Raw genomic sequence first — 19,008 nt, forward strand, 5'->3', positions numbered from 1 at the left:
AACGAAAGCTCCGGCAGCAGCGGCAGCAGCACCAGCGCCAGCCGCTCAGCCCGTAACCAAGCCGCAGCAGGCCGCTGTAGCGCCGGAAGCCCGCAAGGGGAGGGGGCGCCCCCCCAAGGTACAAGCACCAGCTCAGGCGGAAAGTGGGGCTGTGGGGCTGCAGCCTTCCTTAATTCGCCTGGAGGGGGAAACCCAGCGGGCCGCCCTGGCTTACATCCACGAGGAGCTTATGCACCACAGCCGGCGGGTGTACTTAAAAGAGTTGGTCGACGAAGCGGTTAACTACTACCTCCAGCACGGCCCGCCCGCTAAAGGGAAGTAGAGGGAGTTCCAGCCGGCGAGCTAACCCCGGACTGCACCTCAGCCAGGACCACGGCGATTATGTCCTGCACGGGCTCGTTGAGCAAATCCGCAACCCGCAGCAGCTCGGCGATGGTGAGCGTGGACGGGTCGGCCTCGCGCTGCTTGATGGTGCGGTAAGTCATGCGCAGGTGCTCCATCAGCTCGCGCTCGGTGAAGCTGAAGCGGCCGTGGCGCAGCAGGTCGGTAAACCGCCGGGCCGGCGCGGTGGCAACGCGGGGCGGTAGGGGAGGGGGGGTAGGCATAAAAAACGTTAAGGAAGCAAGCCGGCAGACCGGGGACGGTGGAACGGTACCCCACTGCCCCCGGTCCCGCCGATGAAAGAAGATGTAAGCGACGGCTAAGGGTCAGCACTCGTCCAACGGATAGGGGCGCGGGTTCTGGCGCGCCTCCTCAGCCAGGGTTTGGTCTTCCCACTCGGCCACCCGCTGCATGATGTTGGTCAGCCAGCGGCCCAGCCGGGCGGGGTCGGTTTCGGCCAGGATGCGGCCGGTGGCCGTGCGGCGCTGCTCATCGGTAAAGGCGGGATGCTCCAGCAGGCGGGTCAGCTCGATGCGCTGCGTGGCGACCACGACCGTGGTCAGCGAAGGCAGGGTTTCCTGCCCCAAAATCACCGGTGGCAGCGTGGGCAGCACCGGGCGGGACGGTATGGCCCCGGTTTCCCCGCAGCATGCTGGCTGCGCATGCTCAGAGGCCACGACCACAGCCGCAGGGGCGGGGCTGGCGGGGGTCGGCTGCGGGTCGGGCTCGGTATCCTCGGGAGCCGGGCGGCCCAGTATCAGCTCTGCCGCGCGCTGGGCCCGGCTGGCGGCCTGCACCACCAGCTTTTTATCCCCGCGCAGCTGCTCCAGCCAAAACTGTAGGTAGGCGGCCGTGTTTTCCAGCGTGGCGCTGGGGTTTAGGCCAGCGTGGCCGCACAGAAAAGCGGCGCCCATTTCCGCCGTCAGCTCCTCGCGGGCGTAGCCGGCGCGGCCACTCGGGCGCAGGGCTTCGGCCAGGTCGGGACGGTCCAGGCGGCTGGCGTGGCCGGTGGCGTGGGTCAGCTCGTGAAATAGGGTCGAGTAATAGGCCTCGCCACTGATGAAGGTTTCCGGGCGGGGTACTTGTACAAAGTCAGGACCCGGAGCATAGAAGGCCTGCGTACCGCCGTGCTCAATCCGGGGGCAGGTAGCCCAATTCGTTACCAGGGCCTCGGCGGCTGCCAAGGGCTCGTGGTTCCGGTCTTGGGGCTGCTCGGGCAGGACGATTTCCACGCCTTCCACGTCGTCCACGGAAAAGACCGTGTAGTACTTGATAAATGGCGTTTTCTCTTCCTCGCCGGTTTGCTTGTCGGTGCGGGTGCGAGTCGTGACGTTGTAGTAAATCACGGGCATGCCCTTGGCACCCTTGCGGATGTTGCCGCCCAGCTCCTTGGCCTGCCGGAACGTTAGAAAGAACGGCGTGCCGCCGACCAGGTGCAGCAGAAAGGCATTGATGCCGGTGTAAGCCCGGCCGCTCACGTAGTTGCGGGGCAGACCGTAGGCCGCGTGCCAGGGCTTGCGCCAGGCAATCTGACCGGCTTCGAGGGCCTCAATTACCCGGTCGGTTACAAGCTGGTACACATCGGGGCGGGCAGTGTTTTGAGCGGCGGGGCGGGCTTGCTTTTTCATCGCTGAGTAAGGGCTAAGTGACTGTTTCTAAAACCGTTTCCTTACTTATTAAACGCATTTTTAGCGTCATTTGTTGCTTTTTTAACAACAATTATTGATTTATTTGCCCTTCGTAAAACATTTCTCCCCCACTGCCCCTTGGCGTCTGAACTACCTTGGTTATTGGTCGCATCTGTAACCTAGGGACGGTGGAATGGCGCTTCCCTGAGCGTTTGCATAGGAGACGGTTAGGGTTTAAAACGAAAACGCCCGATTGGATAACCAACCGGGCGTTTCAGCGAGCCGAGCCATGTTTTATTGCGCGGGCCCAAATTGCTGCTTGAGAAATTTGAGCAGGCTTTGGCGGGAAGCCTCCCCAATTTGAATCAGGGGGGCGCCATCGTTAAGGTAAAACAGGATGGGGTTGGCCTTGGTAACGGCCTCGGACCAGGCCTCGGCCGACAACGTCGGTGGTAGTTGCAGCAGGGGTTGGTATTCGTCCCGGATAAGCTGTAAAATCAGGCCTTTCATGGCCGGGCAGAAGTTGGAAAATGGCCGGTGACCGGTAGATATCATAATGGAGGGTACTTGCGTGGAAGGGAATGCAAAGAGGGTTCCGGCCTGCCCGCAAAAGCAGGGGCCGGAAAAAAACAGTCCAGCCCGCCGGCAATAAGCAAGCCGCGGGCAGCCGCATAATTGCGGCGGAACGTTTACCAAGAAGTTGGATTAGCCTCGATGCGGACCCACAAACAGTGCCGGGCGCTCGGAAATAGGCAGCGGCCGCAAAGCAGCGGGTGCCAGGGTCTGGTCTGCCAGGAGCAGGCCAAACGGAGCATGAATATAAATAGAACCTGTTTTTGCCAGCATGGTGGGCAGCTTGCTATTCCTGCAAAACTAAAGAATCAGCGCACATTTTCTGGGTCTTTGCCTCAGAAGCAGAATCCGCTTACCGCTCGGGCCCGGCAGTGCGCTCGGCTAGGGTGCTGGCACTAATACCGCTAGGAGCCAGACGGTGCCGCTCGGCGCGGTCGGCAGCATGCTCGTGCAGGTGGGCGCCGGGCTGCCGGGCCACGTCATTGAGCGCCGCACTTACCCGCGCCAGGTTCGGCTGGTCGAGCCGGTAGCTGACCTCGATTTCACTGTGGCGCTGGTGCGTGGCCGGGTCGGTGGCGCTGCGCAGCGAGCCAGTGTTCAGGCCGGCTCCGCGCAGCTGCTCCGCTACGGCTTCCGCCTGACCAGTAGCCCCCGGCTGCGGCTCGGGCTCGTGGATGCGAATGATGGCCGTTTTCGTCACCGATTGCTGCTCCGGGTGAGCGGCGGCTAAGCGCCGGCGCTCAGCCTGCTCGTCAACGGGCTCGGTGAGCGTCACCAACGGCGATTTATCCAGCGCATCGAGCGTCTGGCTGAGCTGGCGCAGGCCGCCGGGCGTACCGTGGGGCTGGTAGCGTACGTCGAGCTCACTGCGCAGCTGGCCGCTGGTGGGGTCCGTTTCCGCTCGCAACTCTACCTGTGCGCCGGCCTTGCGCAGTAGCTCGCGCATCTGCTGAGCCTGGCTGGGTGTGGCCTCATCCGCTGGGGATGGTTCGGTTACTGACAGCTGCACGGCCCGCTGCAGGGCCGGGTCGCCGGTGGCCGCGGCGACCGCGAGCCCAGCAGCCTGGCGCTGCTCCGCCTCTCGTCGCTGGACTTCGGGAGATTGGGCCACCTGCTCCCGCTCGGCTTCCCGCTGCAGGGCCTGCTGGCGCTGCTCCTGCTCCTGACGGGCCTTTTCCTGGCGCTGCTGCTCCTTGGCCAGTTCGTCAATACGGGCCTGCTGAGCAATTTGCTCGCGGCTGAGGCCCTGGCTTAGCAGCTCCAGGTCGCGGTTAAAGTCCTTGCTGATGGCGTACTCCGTGCGAATGAAGTTCTCGGGCTGCCGGCCCGGCTCCTGGGGCTGGCGCTCCAGCTGCTCGCGCTGCGTTTCGCGCTGGGCGTGCAGGGTGCGGGCCAGGTCTTCGAGAGCATGGCTGTCGGCGTTGGGCACGACCAGGCGCACGACGGTTTCCTGCCGGGTGGCCCGCTGCACTTCCAGGGCCACGGCCTCGTCCGCCGCCGGCCGCAACTGTTGCACCTGCGCGGTGAGCTGGCTCAACTGCTCGGTGCCTTCGGCGCGGCTGGCGTGGTGATACTCCACGCGCAGGGCGGTGTGGTACTTGCCGGCGGCCGTGGCGTGCCACTCCACCGGGCGCGGGGCCTCGTCGTAGGCCACCTGGCCATCGGCTACTTCACGGGCCCGCCGCGGCACCTGCAGCTCGTTGAGGTAATTAATGTTGAATCGCCGGCCAGCCGCGTCGTTGTCGTTGGCCAGCACCACTTCCTTCGGCTCCTGCTTGTCGATGAGCTTCTGAATCAGCTCCACCTGACGCTCGGTGACGGTGCCGCTGGTGGCCACGTACAGCGTGTTGGGCTGCCCCTCGGCACCGCGGTGGTGCAGCTGGTGGTAGCTCATGGCATCCACGGGACTTTCCGACACCACCAGGCGCTGCACCGGCGTGTCCTTGCCCTCGGTGGGATGCGACACCCACACCCCGGTTTTAGGCAGCTGCAGCAGGTGCTTGTACTCGTTGTTGCGCTGCTCCACGGTGGCAATGCCGTGCTCGTTGTAGAGGGGAAAAGCCGTGTTGCGGAAATTGCCCTGCTGGCTGGTGAACACCCGCCCCTGAAAAGCCGGGCTGTCGATGGTCTCGTCCGACAAATGCCGTTGGTGCAGGTAGCTGCGGTCCGTCAGCGAAGCGTGGGTGCCCATCACCGCCGCCACGAGACGGGCCCGGCGCTCCGCCTCCGATTCTATCTCCGCCGGCCCGGTGGGCGTGGGTGCGTACGCCGCCGGGGCGGGCAGTGGGGGAGAGGTGGCCGCCTGCCAGCCTTGCTCCGGCTCGCCCAAGTACTGGCGCAGGGTCTGCCGCACCTGGCCCAGCGTCTGGTTTTCGCGGGTTTTCACGAAGTCGATAATGGAGCCCGAGTCGCGGTCGTCGCCGGGGTTCAGGTACACCTGGTGGTCGCCCTTGCGGGAGACGATGAGCATCTCGCCGTCTTTTTCCAGCTGGTGCCAGTGGCCGCGGGGCCCGGCCTTTTTCACATCGTAGCCGTGGCGCCGGGTGGCGTAGTCTACCAGGTCGATGGATTGCTTGAAGCGGTCAAGCTCCTGCGGGTCGTTGTCGCGCGGGGGAGGTGATGCGGGCATGGGAATGGGTGGGAAAGGGTACACACGGGCCGCGCCGCCGGAATCCGGGGCGGGCATCATAACCAGAAGGCAGGAGGGGAGGAGTGGCTAGCTGACTAGCTCCTCGTGGGCGGCCAGCTGCTCGCGCAGCGTGGCCAGCAGCGCCGCGTCGGCAAAGAGGTAATGCTCGCAGAGCTGGCCGCTCACGTACAGGCGCACCAGCTCGGTTTCGAAGCCGAACACGCGCAGGTGCTTCTGCACCAGGCGGTATTCCTCGCGCTGCAGGCTGCCGGTTTTCAGGCCCACGCTGGTTGTGTAAGGAAAGCCAAAGGCGGTGCAGGTGGCCCGCAGGCCCCCGTGGGGCAGGCTGCGCAGTCGCAGTTGCACGTAGCGCCGGGCCTCGTCATAGGCTATGGCCAGGGCCGGGTTGGGCAGCTGGGGGCCCAGGGCGGCCGGGGTAGTCGCAGGTTTGCTGGCCGGGCGGCGGGAAGCAACGGAAGCAGGCATAGGGAAAAGAGCAACGTGGAGCGGTCCGGCTCCAGGGCCTTTCCGCTAGTTAGGGGATGAAGTCGGCGTAGTAGGTGGCGCCGGGGCGTCGAAGGGTGGGTTGTCGAAGAGGTTGAGCTCGGCCTTGAACCGTGTTAGGCTGTCGGGCGATGTGAACAGGAAAAAGTGTCGGCGCGACTGGTGCACGATGATGCGCAGCAGCTCGGTGGGGAACTGGAAGTGGGTCATCAGCCGCTGCAAGAGCACGGCCTGGGTTTCCTCCTCCAGCTTTTTGATTTCAATCAGCCGGGCGTAGTTGAACTTGTGCTGCTGGGCCCAGGGCTTGAGCTGCCCATGCAGTAGCGTGTTGAGGCGGTGGCGGATGTAGCGCAGAACAGTGGCATAGGAAACGATGAGCGCGGGGTCAGGAAAGCCCGCATTGACCGGCTCTACTGGGGTGGTAGCCGGGGGAGTGGGAATAGAGGTGTTCATGCAGCAGCAATTGGAGGGCGCGCAAGGTAGCAAACCAGCCGGCCGTCTGCACTACCGCAAGTGCTGCGGGCATTTAACCACGTCGGCTCCGGGGCGAGAACACCCACAAAGCTTCGGCGTAGCTGCTTCAAAACTTCTCCTAAAGCAGAACTTATACGGAAGTGCTCCGTATAGTTGCCGCAATTGCTCATAAAAAACTTCGACCTGTTGCTTGAAACCCATGCTGTGGTTGGTGCTCTTTCTGCTCCTAGTGGCCCTGGGCGGGCTTTGGTGGCGCTACGCCATGCCAGCAGGCACCGGCAGCGCCCTGGCCCCGCCCGCGCTCGACGGCAACCACGCCTCGCTGCGCACCCGGCACTATCGGCTGGCCGACTTCCAGGATGCGCCGCCGCAAGCGCCTCCCGTGGCGGACGCGGCGGCCGACGTGGCGGAGGCAGAAGCGGAAGCAGCCCCGACGGACGCTCCGACGGAAACGGCCGCGGCAATCGCCAATGATATTCAGGCCGAAGACCAGACTCCCCCGGCTGCGGCGGAACCGGGCCAGCTGCCCGAAGGCGCCAAGCACAACTACATCACGGCCCCGGCGCCCACAGCGACCGACGCGCACAACCGCGGCGTGGAGCTGACCGCCGCCGAGCGGCGGGCCAAAATGCGCCTGGTGATGAACGAGGCATTGGAAAACCAGCGCGCCGCACCCGCCACTGCCTGAAGCGCGGGCCTTTACGCTCACCCTATTCACCTTTTCACCTTCCTACTTTTTCCATGCAAACACCCCTGTTCACCTCACTGCGCCGCGGCGCGACTACTGCCGCAGCCCACGGCCTGAATCTGCTGGCGGCCGGCCAGACCTATCAACCCTCCAAGCTGGAGCAACGAGGCTACGCGCTGCTGACGGTGCTGGCCCTGTCGACCGGCGCGGCCCGGGCCCAAAGCGCCGAAGCGGCCCTCACCCAGGTCAAGGAAAAGGTGATTGGCATCGTGCAGGTCATTTTCGCCATCATCCTCATCATCGGCCTGATTCGGGTGGTAATGAAGTTTATCCAGGGCTCGCCGGACGCGCTGGGCTCCCTGGGCTGGCTCGTGGGCGGGGTGCTGCTCTGGTTTGGCTTCCAGCTCTTCAAGGACGACCTGGTGAGTGCTGTAGGCGGCAGCGAAGGCGGGGGCTTGACCAACTAAGCCGCGGCCATGCGCTCCTATAAATCCATCGAGCGGCCCGCCCAGGTGCTGGGCATGAACCTGCAGGACCTGGGCCTGCTGGTGGGCCTGTTCATCGGCTCCGTGCTGCTGCTGGGCTTTCTGGGCATGGCGGTCAAGATTCCGCGCATGGTCTACCTGCTGGTCATCCTGTCGGAAATCGGCCTCCTCCTGGGTTTGCGCTACCTCACCCGGACCCAGGCCCCTGGCTTTTTGATGGGGTGGCTCTCCTACACCTTCATTCAGCCCCGCCGCCTGGCGGTGGGGCTTTTACCCCTTCCCGCTCATGGCAAAAACACCCAAAACAACCGCGTTTAACGCGGTGATGCCGGTGCATTCCTTTGAAGAAAACAAGGTGGTCTTCAAGGACGGCCGCGTCGCCGTGGGCTTCGTGATTGAGCCAGCCGAAATGGAAAGCTGGACGGTCGAAGACTACGACGCCTTCCAAACGGCACTGGTGGGCGTGCTACGGCCCCTGCCGGTGGGCACCATCGTGCAGAAAACCGACGTCTACTACGACCGGCCCTACCGCGAGGATAAAACGCAGCAGACCTACTTCGAAGGCAAGATGAACAAGCACTTCTTCGAGCGGCTGGTCTTGTTCCAGAAGTCTTACCTGTTTCTCTCCTTCGCGCCGGTGGCGGTGAAAACCACCCGGACCAACGCGGTAAATGCGCTGGTGGCCCGGGCTGGGGAAGCCATCATCAAGAATCCCTTCGCGCAGCTCGTACACACCCTGGAGGTGGCCGAAGCCAGCGCGGTGGAATTCACCCAAGGCATCAAAAACCTGGGCGGCGTAGCGTTTGAGCGGATGAGCAGCCGCGAGATTCACCAGCTGTATCTGCAGTACTTCAACCTCAACTTCGACGGCCAGCCCACCCGGCAGGAGCGCGAAATTGGCAACGACCTAGGCACGCTCAGCGTCGGGGAGCACAAGGTCAACATCCTCTCGATGGTGGGCCAGGGCAGTGAGGCCCACGCGGCGGTAAAGAACAGCTACGGGGTCACCGCGCCCATGCTCTACCCACTCACCCACGTGCTGCAGTGCCCGCACGTGCTGACGCAAGCCCTGCTCGTGCAGGACACCCGCGCCGAGCTCAGCAGCCTGGATACCGACCGCAAGCTGAACGCCTCGCTCTCGTTTCTCTCCACGCAGGACAATGCGCTGCGGGCAGCGGAAGTCGAGGAATTCACGGCCGAGGTGCGGGCCGAGAACAAGCAGATTGTGGGCCTGCACCTTTCGGTGCTGCTCTGGGATACCAACGATAACAGCCGGCGCGAAAACGTCGAGAAGGCCACGGCGGCGTTCCGCTACATGTTCGGCACCGAAAGCGTGGTCGAAAGCTACCTGGCCCTGCCTGTGTTCTTCGGTTTGCTGCCCGGCAACGCCTGGCAGGTGCCGGACCGCTGGCTGACCAGCACCGCCGACCGGGGCGCGTGCTACACGCACTGGACGGCCACCTACAAAACCGACCCGGTGGGAGAGTACCTCACCGACCGCTTTCGGAATCTGGTGCAGGTAAACCTGTTCAACACGGCCCTGGACAATCAGAACGCCATTGTCATCGGCCCCTCGGGCTCGGGCAAGAGCTACACCTTCGGCAACCTGATTGTGCAGCGCTTCGAGAAGGGCGCCCGCCAGATTATCATGGACGTGGGCGGCACCTACCGCAACGTGCTGCAGTCGCTCAACGGGGAGGACTTCGACCACACCTACTTCGAGTACGACCCGCAGCGGCCCATTGAGTTCAATCCCTTCGTGGTGCCGCGCGACGCGGCGGGCCGGTGGCTCTACAACGACGAGAAAACCAACTTTCACCTGGCGTTGCTCGCGGCCCTCTGGAAGGGCGGCAAGGATACCGGCCTCGACAAGTCGGAACGGACCATTCTGAGCCGCTTTCTGATTGAGTACTACGCCTGCCTGAATGAGAGCGACCGTCTGAATCAGAAGGACGAGGAGTTTCCGGGAATGGAAAGCTTTTATAAGTTCGTCGAGCAGTTCGACCACGAAATGCAGAAGCCCGTGGCGGTGCCCGGCGAAGGCCTGGAAGCCGACCCATTGGACGGGGCCCGCCGGCAGTACCAGAAAAATCTGAAGTACATCGACATGCACCAGTTCTTCCTGGTGCTGGGTCAGTACATCAGCGGCGGCCGCTACGAGCGGGTGCTTAACGCCAAGCGCGACGTGGATTTGAGCGAGTACCGGCTCATCTGCTTTGACCTGGCCAAGGTGCAGGCTGACCCCGACCTCTACCCGGTGGTGGCCATGCTCATCACCGAGCTGAGCCTGGACTTGTTCCGCAAGTTTCCCGACGACGTCAAGTACATCGCCCTGGACGAGGCCTGGACCATGCTCTCGGGGGTGCTCTCGGAATTTATAGAGTCGATGTACCGCACCATCCGCAAAACCAACGGCTCGGTGACCATCATCACCCAGGGCATCACCGAGATTACCAGCAGCAAAATAGGGCCGGCCATCATCAACAACTCGGCCACCAAGATTATCCTGCGCCACGTCAACCCCGACTCCCTGGCCCAGCTGCAGCCCCCGTTGGGCCTGACCGGGCACGAGATGGATTTGATTCGGTCAGTGCGGTCCACGGACGCGCTGCGCGAAATTTTCATCAAGCAGGGCGCCAAGGGTAAGATATTCGGGGTGGAAGCCTCCCCGCAGCTCGATGCCATTCTCACCTCCAAGCCGGTAGAGCGCAACTACCTCAACAAGCTGGTCAAGTTCTACCAGCAAACCAACCGCAAGCCGGTGCTCGACAAAAGCGGCCGGCTGCAGCTGGACGCCGAGGGCAACCCCCAGTACGAGCCCGTCAAGGTGCAGCGCCTGGACTACGCGGTCGACCAGTTTGTGGAAGATAAACAGGCCCGCACGGGCGTGCTGGCCAAATGAGCGGCTGCTACCTAATGGTCGCCTACGGGGCCGACCCGACGTTTCTGAGCGCCTGCGACCAGACCCTGCAAATCGTGCTGCGCGCCTGCCGCTTCATCACGCCCACCTTCATGCTCATTGCCCTGCTCTACACGGTCGGGCGCGGCTTCCTCTCGGGCCACGGGCTTTCCATGGATTGGGGTCCCATCCTCAAAGCCGTGTGGATATTCTTCCTGCTCTTTTTCTACAAAGAGCTGATTGACACGCTCAGCTCGGGAGTCGCCAATTTCACCCGGCTCTTTGCTACCCCGGACGGCTCGACGGCCGCCTCAGCGCTGGGCGCCACCATCAGCAGCGCCGACACCCTCTCGCAGAAAACGGTGGTTGAGCAAGGGGTAGACGAAATCAGCAACCTGCTCAAAACCATCACCTCGTTCAGCTTAACCAACATTCTGCTGCAGCTGGTGACCGGAGAGGTGGTGCTGTTGATTCGGCAAATCATGCAGTTCATTCAGCAGTTCATTCTTGGGTTTCTGTTTGTCTGCGGCCCCATTTCCATTTGCCTCTCGGTCATCCCTTCCTTCGGCCAGCTGGCCATGAAGTGGCTGCAAAACTTCCTGGCCGTGCAGTTCTGGGGGCTGTCGTTTGCCCTGCTGGACCTGCTCTACACCTACTACACGTCCTCCAATACCACGTTCGGCGGGGTGTTCGCGGGGCCGGCAGCCGTCGAGCAAGACACCAAGCAGCTGGTGGTGTCGGTCGCCTTCATCATGCTCTACCTCATGGTGCCCTACCTGACCAGCCTCATCATCGGCTCCTCGGCCGCCCAAAGCTTCGTGGGCTCGGTGGTGGGCATGGCCGCATCGGCGGCCGCGGCGGTTGCCGGCGTCTCGGCAGGCATGAACGGCGGCGGGCACGGCGTATCCGGCGCCATCGGCCGCGCCATGGGCGGCGGCAGCAAAGTGGCTAGCGGCAGCGCCGGCGGTGGGGGCGGTGATGGTGGCAGCTCCAGCGGCGGAACACCGGCGCCAAGTGGCGGCAGCTCGGCCTCGGCGGGGCTGCCCACCATCACCATGTCGGACGCGCTGAACCCTTCCTACCGGCAACGCCCCTCCGGGCTGTGGACAGTTTAACCAATCCTTCCTTTTTCCGATGAATCATTCAACCCGTTACCTGGCCCTGTTCGCCCTGGGCCTGGCCAGCGCCTGCCAATCCCAGGAGGAGAAGGCGGCCACGCACCTTGTCGACGCCCTGCAAACCAACGCCAGCAGCCCCGCGGAGCAAGCCAAAGCGAATGCCTGGAAAGCCGCCACTACCCTGCCTCCGGCCCTGCCGGCGTCGGCAGTGAACGTGGAGCCCGGGGTCGCCCAGATGCTGCCCGAAGAAGGCTACCTGGAGCTGGTTTCGGTTACCAGCCAAGCTCCGGTCGCGGCCATCCTCGCCCTGCCGGCCGGCTTGCGGAGCGCCCAGCGGGGCTACCCCAAAGTAGGGCCGGGCTACCGCATCCCCTTTGCAGCCGTGCTGCGCTGGAAGCCGATGGGCTTTGGCAAGAGCAAGCCTGGCATCGGCAATCTGCAGCTGCCCTCTGCCCGGGATTCGCTGCGTGGCTTTTTCATCAGCGACATCGACCGGGGCGGCCAAGTGGTGCCGATGCGGCCTGCGCAGCCCGTCACGGTTCAGGGGGTGCTCTACGCCTACGCCAGCCCGGGTGGCGATAAGGACCCCGGCTTGCTAACCTATCCCTACCGGGGCCTGCAAATCTCCCTGCCCCTGGCCAACTAAGGGGGCGGTGGGGAAAAAATCCTGGCCTCCTACATCAACTATTGATGACTTAACCCGCATTTGCAATGGATTCTGCCAAAAACCTAAGTACCTCTTTCTCCACCATGCGCAACCTCGCCATGGGGAGCGTGCTGGCCCTGCTGCTCGTGGCCCTGGCCGCCGGCTTTCTGGTGTACCGCGCCTACGAGAACAGCGGCCGCCGCGTGTACGTGGTCGGCCAGACCGGCTCGGTGGCCGCGCTTTCCGCGCCCACCACCGAAACGCATACCGCCTACGAGGCCCGCAACCTGGTGCGCAACTTCATGCTGACCATGTTCGGGCACGACCAGTACACTTATAAAACCAACCTGGATGCCGCCCTGCCGCTCATTGAAGGCCGCGGGGGCCGTCGCATCTACGACGGATTTACGCGGGGTCAGGTATTGCAGAACTACGAGCGCTACGCCGCCCGCAACGTGGTGACGGTGGACAGCGTGCTCGTGGACATGAACCATCGGCCCTGGTCGGGCCGGGTCTACATCAAGCAGCGCATTTTCATTGGGGGCGAGCAAAAGGAGCCCCTGCCGCTGGCCGCCAAGTTCAACCTGGCCGAAACCAACCGCTCGGATGCCAACCCCTACGGCCTGCTGATTACCAACTTCGACTACATCCCCTACAACCCGCAGGTGTCGCGGGAGGAGCTGCAAGCCTTGAAAGAGCAGGAAGCCGACCGGCAGCGGGCCCTGCAGGAAGCCCAGCGCAGCGCGGGAGTCGGGGCTCCCGACGCCGGCATCGCCCCGGTCTCGCCAGTGGCCCCTGGTCAAGCCTCTCCGGTATCGCCCGGCAAATAAGTCTCTTCCCTCCTAAAGCGTATTTCTATGTTGTCTAAACTTCTGCTGGCTTTGGGCCTGCCGGTGCTGCTGGCTTCGGTCAGCTCAGCCCAAACCACTTCTGCCACGTCGGCCCTGCTGCGGCCGTCCTCCTCCGCGGTGCACGGCGCGCCCACGCTGCTGGACGTGGCCGTGTCGGACAGCTCCACCACCTACCTCGTGTTCAGCGGCCCCGTGTCGCTGGTCGACGTGGGCATGGCCAATAACTACCTGGTCAAGATTGAAGCCAACGCCGTGTTTGTGCGCGCCCGCCGCAAGTCAGCGCCGCCGACCCCCATGCTCATCCGCTTCGGCAGCAAGTACTGGATGGGGCGGCTTGTGTACGTGAACCGGCCCGTGCTGCAGCTCTACGACTTCCAAAAAGACGGGGCTCTGGGCCTGAGCAATGGCGCGGGCTCCGTGACGGGCTCGGCGCCGGAGAATGAGCTGGCGCTGGACAAAGAGCGGGAAAAGAAAGCCGCGGTGGAGGGCAAGCTCTCCGCGCTGCGCAAGTCCAAGGAGGAACACCAAGCGGTGGCCGTGGTCGACAACGACCTGGTGCTTTCGCTGGCCAACGTGCGCAACGACCGGGATTTTACCTACCTGCGCTTCAAAGTCATCAACCACTCGGCCATCGACTACAACGTCGATTTCACCGACTTCCAGCTGGTGGAAAACGCCCAAAAGAAGTTTCTGGCCAAGAAAAAGAACGAAGCGCGCCGTCCGCTGGCCCCCTCGGGTGGCGGGACCAACCAGGTGGTATCGGGCCGCACCACCGGCTACCTGACCTACGCCATTCCGCTCTACGCGGCCACCGACCGGGGCTACCTGGAAGTGACACTGCGCGAGCTGAACGGGGCCCGGGTGCTGGTGCTGCCGGTGCCGTCGCGGGTCATTAATCGGGCTTCCACCATCTAACCCAGCCCCACTTATGGAACCTGCAAACCAACATACTCAATCTCATTCCACAGGCTCGGCCGAGCACGACAGCCAGGAGCGCCTAGCAGTGGACCGGCCTACTGCTGACAAGCCGAAAGCAACTCCGCTGGAGCTGCTGCGCAACAACTGGATACCTCTGACCGGCCTGCTGGTTTTGCTGGTCGCCGGGGGGCTGTTTCTCTGGCTGCGCTCGGCCACGCAGGCCGCCCAGCAGCAGAAGGAAGTCGTGGCAGCGGCTTCGGAAAACATCGAGCCCGAAATCAAAGCCGCGCCCACTGAGCCCACCGCCCCTGTTTCGCCCTCGGCGCAAATCGAGCAGCAGCGGCGGCTGGAGCAGGAGGCCCAGAGCACGCCGGTTCGCCCCAACACCGACGAAGTAGTAGAAGCGTTTGTAGCTGACACTCTGGGCCAGGCCCTGCGCCGCAAACGGCGGGCCGCGGCGGCTACCCTCACCGCCCGACGCCGGCAGGAGGAGGCCCGCTTAGCCGCGGCCGACGTGGACACGATTGAAACGACCCTGCAAGACCCCACGACGGGTTCGTACCACGCGCAAACGCTGGTGGTCCCTCGGCGTCGCCCCGGCCAAGCGGTAGGCGCTTCGGCCCGCCGGGCGAGCTACCGGGCTGGGCGGGGCCTGCGGGCCGGGCTGCTGCCCGCGACCGATATTGACGGCACCCCGTTTGAAACGGACCCGGACGTGCTGGCCATGCTGGGTTCCTCGCCACCCGAAACCCGCGCCGCCTACGAGCGCATGACCGGCAAACGGTTTCGCGACCCCAAAGCGGCTGCGCAGACTCTGGCCAACCGCGCCAACGCTGCCGGCCGGGATGGCTTCAACACCGTCAAGGTGGGCAACTCGGCCCGGATGATGGCCCAGGGCAGCCAGGCCGAGCTCACGCCGGACGTGTTCTTCAAGTGCGTCATCAACGGAGAGCAGAAGGTGCGCACCGGCTCGGTGGTCCTGCTGCGCCTGCAGGAAGACGCCGTGGTGTCGGGCGTGACCTTCCCCAAGAATTCTGTTTTTGCCGGCATTGCCAGCGTGGGCACCAACAACGTGATGCTGGAAGTCAACCGCCTCGGTCCCACCCGGGTCGCGGCCAGCATCTACGACTACAACTACCTACCGGGCATCATGATTGACCCGGTCAAGCGGGTCGCCAAGGATGCCAGCCTCGCCGGCCAGGACCTGCAGCAGCAGTCTATGCAGGAAGTGAGTACCGCCATCGACCGCTCGGCCTCGGCCGCCAACTCGGTGGTGGGCGTGGGCGGGCGCGTGGCCATGAACGTGCTCAGCCGCCCGAAAACCCGCACCAAGCTGCGGGAAGTTCTGCTGCCCGACGGCTACCCCATCCTGATTACCACGGCCGCCGCCGGCCAGCTGGGGCCGGCTACGGCGTCGGGACGCTAACCCTTTCCATTCACTCATTCTACAACCATGAAAAAGACTCTTTTTCCGGCCCTCGTGGCCGTCGCGTTGCTACTTGCCCCGGCTGGACAAGCCCGGGCGCAGATGGTCGTTAACGACCCCGTGCACATGGGCGTGCACATTGGGGACTTCGCCAAGCGCCTCGCGCAGTGGACCGAAACGGTCAAAAACTACCAGGTCGTCAAGGATGCCCGCCAGATTGCCGGCGTCACCAAGGACATTACCAGTGAGGTCCGCAGCCTGACGCAGGAAGCCCTGGACTTGCAGAAGCAGGTGCAGGCGGACTTGCGCAAGGTGCAAAGCATCCAGGATTTGCGCCTCTCCAACCCGCAGGAGCTGTTTGCGCGGGCCCTGGCCATGTCGGGCCGGAGCCAAACCAACCAGATGATGCCGGTTTATGCCAAAGCCCAGCGCCTGCGGCAGGCCCTGCAGCTGACCAACCCCGCGCAGGACGTGAACACCATGTACGACGTGTTTTCGCGCTTTGGGTCCAGCTCAACCGACCCTAGTGGCAACATGACCAGCGACCAGTACCAGGCCAAGCGCGAGGAATCGACGGTTTCGCTGTTCGCGGCCGAGGAGATGATGGCCAAGCGCAAGCTGGCCATGGCCGTGAACTACTACAAGATTGCCGACGAGATGACCGCGCAAAGCGTGGAGATGCAGGCCACTTTGAAAAACCCGGGCCGCTACGCCATGACGGAAGGGGAGCGGATGGCCGCGCTCAACTCCTCGAATGACAATATGATCAAGGCCATGCAGCTGCGTGAGCAGGGCGACCGCCTGTTCATGGAAGCCTCGCAGGCGGGACCGGCTCACCAAGCGGCGGAAGCGGTGTACGCCTCAACGCTGAGCCGGAACGCACTCATCAAAATGGACCGTAACCGGCCCCGCTAGCTTCATATGAAAAACCTACTTCTAGTGGTGCTCTTCTTGACGGGGGCTGGCATATTGCCGGCCTCCGGTCAGCGCCACGTTAAACACATTGCAAGCTGGGGTGCCCACGTCGGCCGCTCCGAAAAGGGTGACTACTACGAGTTGAGCTACACGCCCATGCTCACCAATCGCCTGGCCTTGCGCCTAAGCGGTGGTTATGAAGCCGGCCATCTGGCCACTCGCGGGGAATACTCGGTATATCAGGGTCGGGTGCTCCTTTCCCCCCAGCTGTTTCGTCTCGGGGAGTTCGCCTACGTGCATCTGCTGCTCGGCGCGGGAGCCGGCTACGAGTGGACCAATCAGAATGGCACGGGTGAGGCGGCCAATGACTCAAATGAACCGCAACGCTTCACCTATGGCCCCCAAGCCGGCCTGGAAGCCGATTTCTTCTTGGGCAACCGGCTCTCGCTGGTCGCCACCGGTACCAAAGGCTACCTCTTCAATAATCCACTGGTAGACCAATGGCCTGGCATGGCCGGCGTTGGTCTGCGCTACCATTTTCGCTAATTCTACTTTCTGAACTATGAAACGACTTGCCTTTCTACTGCTGAGCTGCACGGCCCTGGCCACGAGCTGCTCGAAAGACAACGATGCTACGCCCTCGGGGCCGAAAGAGTATCAGGTGGAATACAAGGTCACCTCCAATGCCATGGAATCGGACTATGTGAGCTATACCAACGAAAGTGGCGGCACCACGACGCTGGGCACTACGGCGCTGCCGACCACCTACCGCTTTAAGCGCACCATGAAGCAAGGGGATAACCTTACTATCCTTGCCAGCATCGATGGGGGCACGGCAGCCTCGGAGATAACCTGCGCTATCCTACTGGATGGCAAAGAGGTGAAAAAGGCAACGGGGCGGGGCGTCGACGCGCAGGCCGTTCCCGTGTATGTCATTGGGGAGTAGGGGAGGTAATTTTCCGCTACTTGCCCCCTTGAAAAATGCCGCCTCCTTGGCACAGTGTGCGCGAGGCAAGGGGCATGCAGTAGTCCGAAAGAATTTCCCTTGAGCCCTTCGGCGTCCCAGTGGTATCGATACTGCTAGGATGCCGAAGGGCTCAGCTGATTAAGGCCTTTGAAGAGCTGCAGGCGGTGCGTTTTGGCAATAGCCTGTTGCTGTTTCTTCGGCACGCCGGCTTTGGCCGCAAAAGTAGACCAACTGGCTACCGCGTCGACTACCTGCTGAATTATCTCCCGGGCCTTTTTCACCTGCACGCTCTTGGCCAGGTGCAGAAAATCTTCTTCCGTAAAATCATCGACCTTACCCGCCAGCGACATCTGGTGGTGGCTGGACCATTCGCCCGTGGGGTTGTAGGAATACGTCACGTCGTACGCTGGGGACAAGCTCCACTTGCCCGCCGGATTCATCAGGAAGGAGATGTTCTTGGTGTGGTCGTCCTGGTTGCGCGCCACCACGTTGAACACCATGCGCCGGTAAAGCTCCTCTACGGCCGGGTGCGGCAATTGGAGCTTCCGCAGGACCTGAAACGCCTGCTCATATGTATAGAGACCGGGCTTGTTGTAATCAAAGTGTGCCAGCCCACAGAGTGTTTGCATGTGCAGCCGCTGGCTGCCGGCCACCCGGTCAAATCGCCGCGTCATGAAGTGCGCCCGGCCGTTCTCTTCCAGTAGCTGGCAGTCGGTCATCTGCAGGCCCGCCTGCCGGGCCATCAGGTGGTAAGCGTACTCAATGCGGCCGTATCCGGCCGGGTCGCCCAAGCTGGCATTGGTCACCCCATCGAGCTTGAGCAGCCAGTGCGCAAAGCCCTCGGGGGCATCGACCTGTCCCGAGCGTACTTCCTTGGTGGTGGCGTTATAGGCAATTACGGCCTTGGCGCGGGCACCACCGGCGGAAGTACCCACGCTGATGATTTCGGCCAGCCCCTCGGTGGCGTTGGTGCCCAGCGACGTGTGCAGGCTTTCCCGGTTGGTCAGCACCTGCCGGGCGAATTTCACGAGTTCCCCAACTTCCAGCGAGGCTCCTTTTTCCAGCGCGGGCTGCGAGGCCGGCTCGTACACCAGCGCGCCCATCCCCCGGTGGCCGAGGTAGCACAGATGCTCCACGGGCGTAAATGAAGATGCGTCCCGCCCTTTGGAGGCCAGCCAAGCGTCAATAAGCTGACGCCCGTACCGGTCGGGCAGACTGTCGGCCAGCAGGCCGGGCAGTCCCTGGTAGGTTTCCCGGTTAAGGGTGGCAAAGTCAAATTTGCGCGACTTACGCCCTACTGGCAGCGGCATGATAATCGGCGCCAGCTCCAGTCCCGTGCGAACAAAGGCAGGCTCGTATTCAAAGACGCCAATCCGACGTTTTTCCTCCCATAGCACGTACCCGACGCGCTGGCCCCAAATAGAAACCGTGGCCGTTATCAGCGTACTCATAATCCCATTATTGAAGAGTCCTCGTTGCGGCGGCTGGCCCGCTGCCTCTGCTGGCGTGCCAGGCGCGCCGCTTGCAAGGGGCTGATGGTGGCCGATTCTTCCAGCACTTCGAGCACATCGAGGCGCCCCAAAGCGCGCAGCAGCTGCACCAGCGTGAGCGTAGAGGCCGGCCGGCCGTTTTCGACCTGGCTGATGGTCCGTCGGCTCAAGCCTGTTTGTATTGCCATCTCCTGCTGCGAGATGTCTTGATTCAGCCGAATAAGCTGCAGGTTGCGGCCAATTTCTTTAACCGCAGCTACGTCTGACAAAGCGTACCAGTCCATAAAGACACTTTTAAATAGCATTAACTGCCACTACCCTTGTTAATGCAACGTAAAGGTACCATTAACGAAGTCAATAGCAAAGGAGCTAGCTATTCAATAATGATACGCATGCTTCTCATTAAAGGCTTATTT

The 19,008-nt window shown here is 63.0% G+C and carries 20 protein-coding genes; 12 read left to right on the plus strand and 8 right to left on the minus strand.

The window, feature by feature from the left end; translation table 11 throughout:
• Nucleotides 1-308 precede the first annotated feature (308 nt).
• From LJY25_RS20105 to LJY25_RS20130, 6 genes are all read right to left on the minus strand, one after another.
• Complete coding sequence (locus tag LJY25_RS20105) at nt 309-605, minus strand: hypothetical protein (RefSeq protein ID WP_187317331.1); 297 nt, start codon at nt 603-605, stop codon at nt 309-311.
• Between the two features lie 102 nt (nt 606-707).
• Nucleotides 708-2,009, minus strand: a complete 1,302-nt coding sequence (locus tag LJY25_RS20110; protein WP_227610268.1) for an ArdC family protein — start codon at nt 2,007-2,009, stop codon at nt 708-710.
• A gap of 294 nt (nt 2,010-2,303) precedes the next feature.
• Nucleotides 2,304-2,519 carry a hypothetical protein gene (locus LJY25_RS20115; protein WP_227610269.1) on the minus strand — a complete coding sequence of 72 codons (216 nt, stop codon included), beginning with the start codon at nt 2,517-2,519 and terminating at the stop codon, nt 2,304-2,306.
• Between the two features lie 415 nt (nt 2,520-2,934).
• On the minus strand, nt 2,935-5,211 hold the full coding sequence (locus LJY25_RS20120) for a toprim domain-containing protein (protein ID WP_227610270.1): 2,277 nt from the start codon (nt 5,209-5,211) through the stop codon (nt 2,935-2,937).
• 87 nt (nt 5,212-5,298) lie between these two features.
• Nucleotides 5,299-5,697 carry a hypothetical protein gene (locus LJY25_RS20125; protein ID WP_227610271.1) on the minus strand — a complete coding sequence of 133 codons (399 nt, stop codon included), beginning with the start codon at nt 5,695-5,697 and terminating at the stop codon, nt 5,299-5,301.
• 45 nt (nt 5,698-5,742) lie between these two features.
• On the minus strand, nt 5,743-6,168 hold the full coding sequence (locus tag LJY25_RS20130) for a hypothetical protein (RefSeq protein ID WP_187317336.1): 426 nt from the start codon (nt 6,166-6,168) through the stop codon (nt 5,743-5,745).
• 220 nt (nt 6,169-6,388) lie between these two features.
• Between LJY25_RS20130 and LJY25_RS20135 the strand changes: the two genes are divergently transcribed.
• The 12 genes from LJY25_RS20135 to LJY25_RS20190 all read left to right on the plus strand — a co-directional run bounded on the left by LJY25_RS20135 (nt 6,389) and on the right by LJY25_RS20190 (nt 17,081).
• On the plus strand, nt 6,389-6,877 hold the full coding sequence (locus LJY25_RS20135) for a hypothetical protein (protein WP_227610272.1): 489 nt from the start codon (nt 6,389-6,391) through the stop codon (nt 6,875-6,877).
• Between the two features lie 53 nt (nt 6,878-6,930).
• Nucleotides 6,931-7,344, plus strand: coding sequence for a hypothetical protein (locus LJY25_RS20140; RefSeq protein ID WP_187317338.1), 414 nt, complete (start codon nt 6,931-6,933; stop codon nt 7,342-7,344).
• A 9-nt stretch (nt 7,345-7,353) separates the two neighbouring features.
• On the plus strand, nt 7,354-7,680 hold the full coding sequence (locus LJY25_RS20145) for a hypothetical protein (protein ID WP_227610273.1): 327 nt from the start codon (nt 7,354-7,356) through the stop codon (nt 7,678-7,680).
• Nucleotides 7,649-10,264 carry a VirB4 family type IV secretion system protein gene (locus tag LJY25_RS20150; RefSeq protein WP_227610274.1) on the plus strand — a complete coding sequence of 872 codons (2,616 nt, stop codon included), beginning with the start codon at nt 7,649-7,651 and terminating at the stop codon, nt 10,262-10,264. The genes LJY25_RS20145 and LJY25_RS20150 overlap by 32 nt, the downstream gene beginning before the upstream one ends.
• Nucleotides 10,261-11,376 carry a conjugal transfer protein TraG N-terminal domain-containing protein gene (locus LJY25_RS20155; protein WP_227610275.1) on the plus strand — a complete coding sequence of 372 codons (1,116 nt, stop codon included), beginning with the start codon at nt 10,261-10,263 and terminating at the stop codon, nt 11,374-11,376. The genes LJY25_RS20150 and LJY25_RS20155 overlap by 4 nt, the downstream gene beginning before the upstream one ends.
• 19 nt (nt 11,377-11,395) lie before the next feature.
• On the plus strand, nt 11,396-12,025 hold the full coding sequence (locus tag LJY25_RS20160) for a hypothetical protein (protein WP_227610276.1): 630 nt from the start codon (nt 11,396-11,398) through the stop codon (nt 12,023-12,025).
• Nucleotides 12,026-12,090: 65 nt separating this feature from the next.
• On the plus strand, nt 12,091-12,855 hold the full coding sequence (locus LJY25_RS20165) for a conjugal transfer protein TraK (protein ID WP_227610277.1): 765 nt from the start codon (nt 12,091-12,093) through the stop codon (nt 12,853-12,855).
• 27 nt (nt 12,856-12,882) lie between these two features.
• Complete coding sequence (locus LJY25_RS20170) at nt 12,883-13,791, plus strand: DUF4138 domain-containing protein (protein ID WP_227610278.1); 909 nt, start codon at nt 12,883-12,885, stop codon at nt 13,789-13,791.
• A gap of 13 nt (nt 13,792-13,804) precedes the next feature.
• Nucleotides 13,805-15,220 carry a conjugative transposon protein TraM gene (gene traM, locus LJY25_RS20175; RefSeq protein WP_227610279.1) on the plus strand — a complete coding sequence of 472 codons (1,416 nt, stop codon included), beginning with the start codon at nt 13,805-13,807 and terminating at the stop codon, nt 15,218-15,220.
• 27 nt (nt 15,221-15,247) lie between these two features.
• Nucleotides 15,248-16,135, plus strand: a complete 888-nt coding sequence (locus LJY25_RS20180; protein WP_227610280.1) for a hypothetical protein — start codon at nt 15,248-15,250, stop codon at nt 16,133-16,135.
• Between the two features lie 6 nt (nt 16,136-16,141).
• Nucleotides 16,142-16,681 (plus strand): hypothetical protein, encoded by a 540-nt coding sequence (locus LJY25_RS20185; protein ID WP_227610281.1) that lies wholly within the window; start codon nt 16,142-16,144, stop codon nt 16,679-16,681.
• Nucleotides 16,682-16,697: 16 nt separating this feature from the next.
• Entirely contained in the window at nt 16,698-17,081 is a 384-nt protein-coding gene (locus LJY25_RS20190) for a hypothetical protein (RefSeq protein ID WP_227610282.1), read from the plus strand.
• Between the two features lie 134 nt (nt 17,082-17,215).
• On the opposite strand, the gene LJY25_RS20195 is transcribed toward LJY25_RS20190, so the two are convergent.
• Both LJY25_RS20195 and LJY25_RS20200 read right to left on the minus strand, forming a co-directional pair.
• Nucleotides 17,216-18,553: a type II toxin-antitoxin system HipA family toxin gene (locus tag LJY25_RS20195; protein WP_227610283.1), complete on the minus strand. Its 1,338-nt coding sequence runs from the start codon at nt 18,551-18,553 to the stop codon at nt 17,216-17,218.
• Nucleotides 18,550-18,876 (minus strand): helix-turn-helix domain-containing protein, encoded by a 327-nt coding sequence (locus tag LJY25_RS20200; protein WP_227610284.1) that lies wholly within the window; start codon nt 18,874-18,876, stop codon nt 18,550-18,552. The genes LJY25_RS20195 and LJY25_RS20200 overlap by 4 nt, the downstream gene beginning before the upstream one ends.
• Nucleotides 18,877-19,008 lie beyond the last annotated feature (132 nt).

The sequence above is a fragment of the Hymenobacter translucens genome (assembly GCF_020685205.1).
Taxonomy (GTDB): domain Bacteria; phylum Bacteroidota; class Bacteroidia; order Cytophagales; family Hymenobacteraceae; genus Hymenobacter; species Hymenobacter translucens.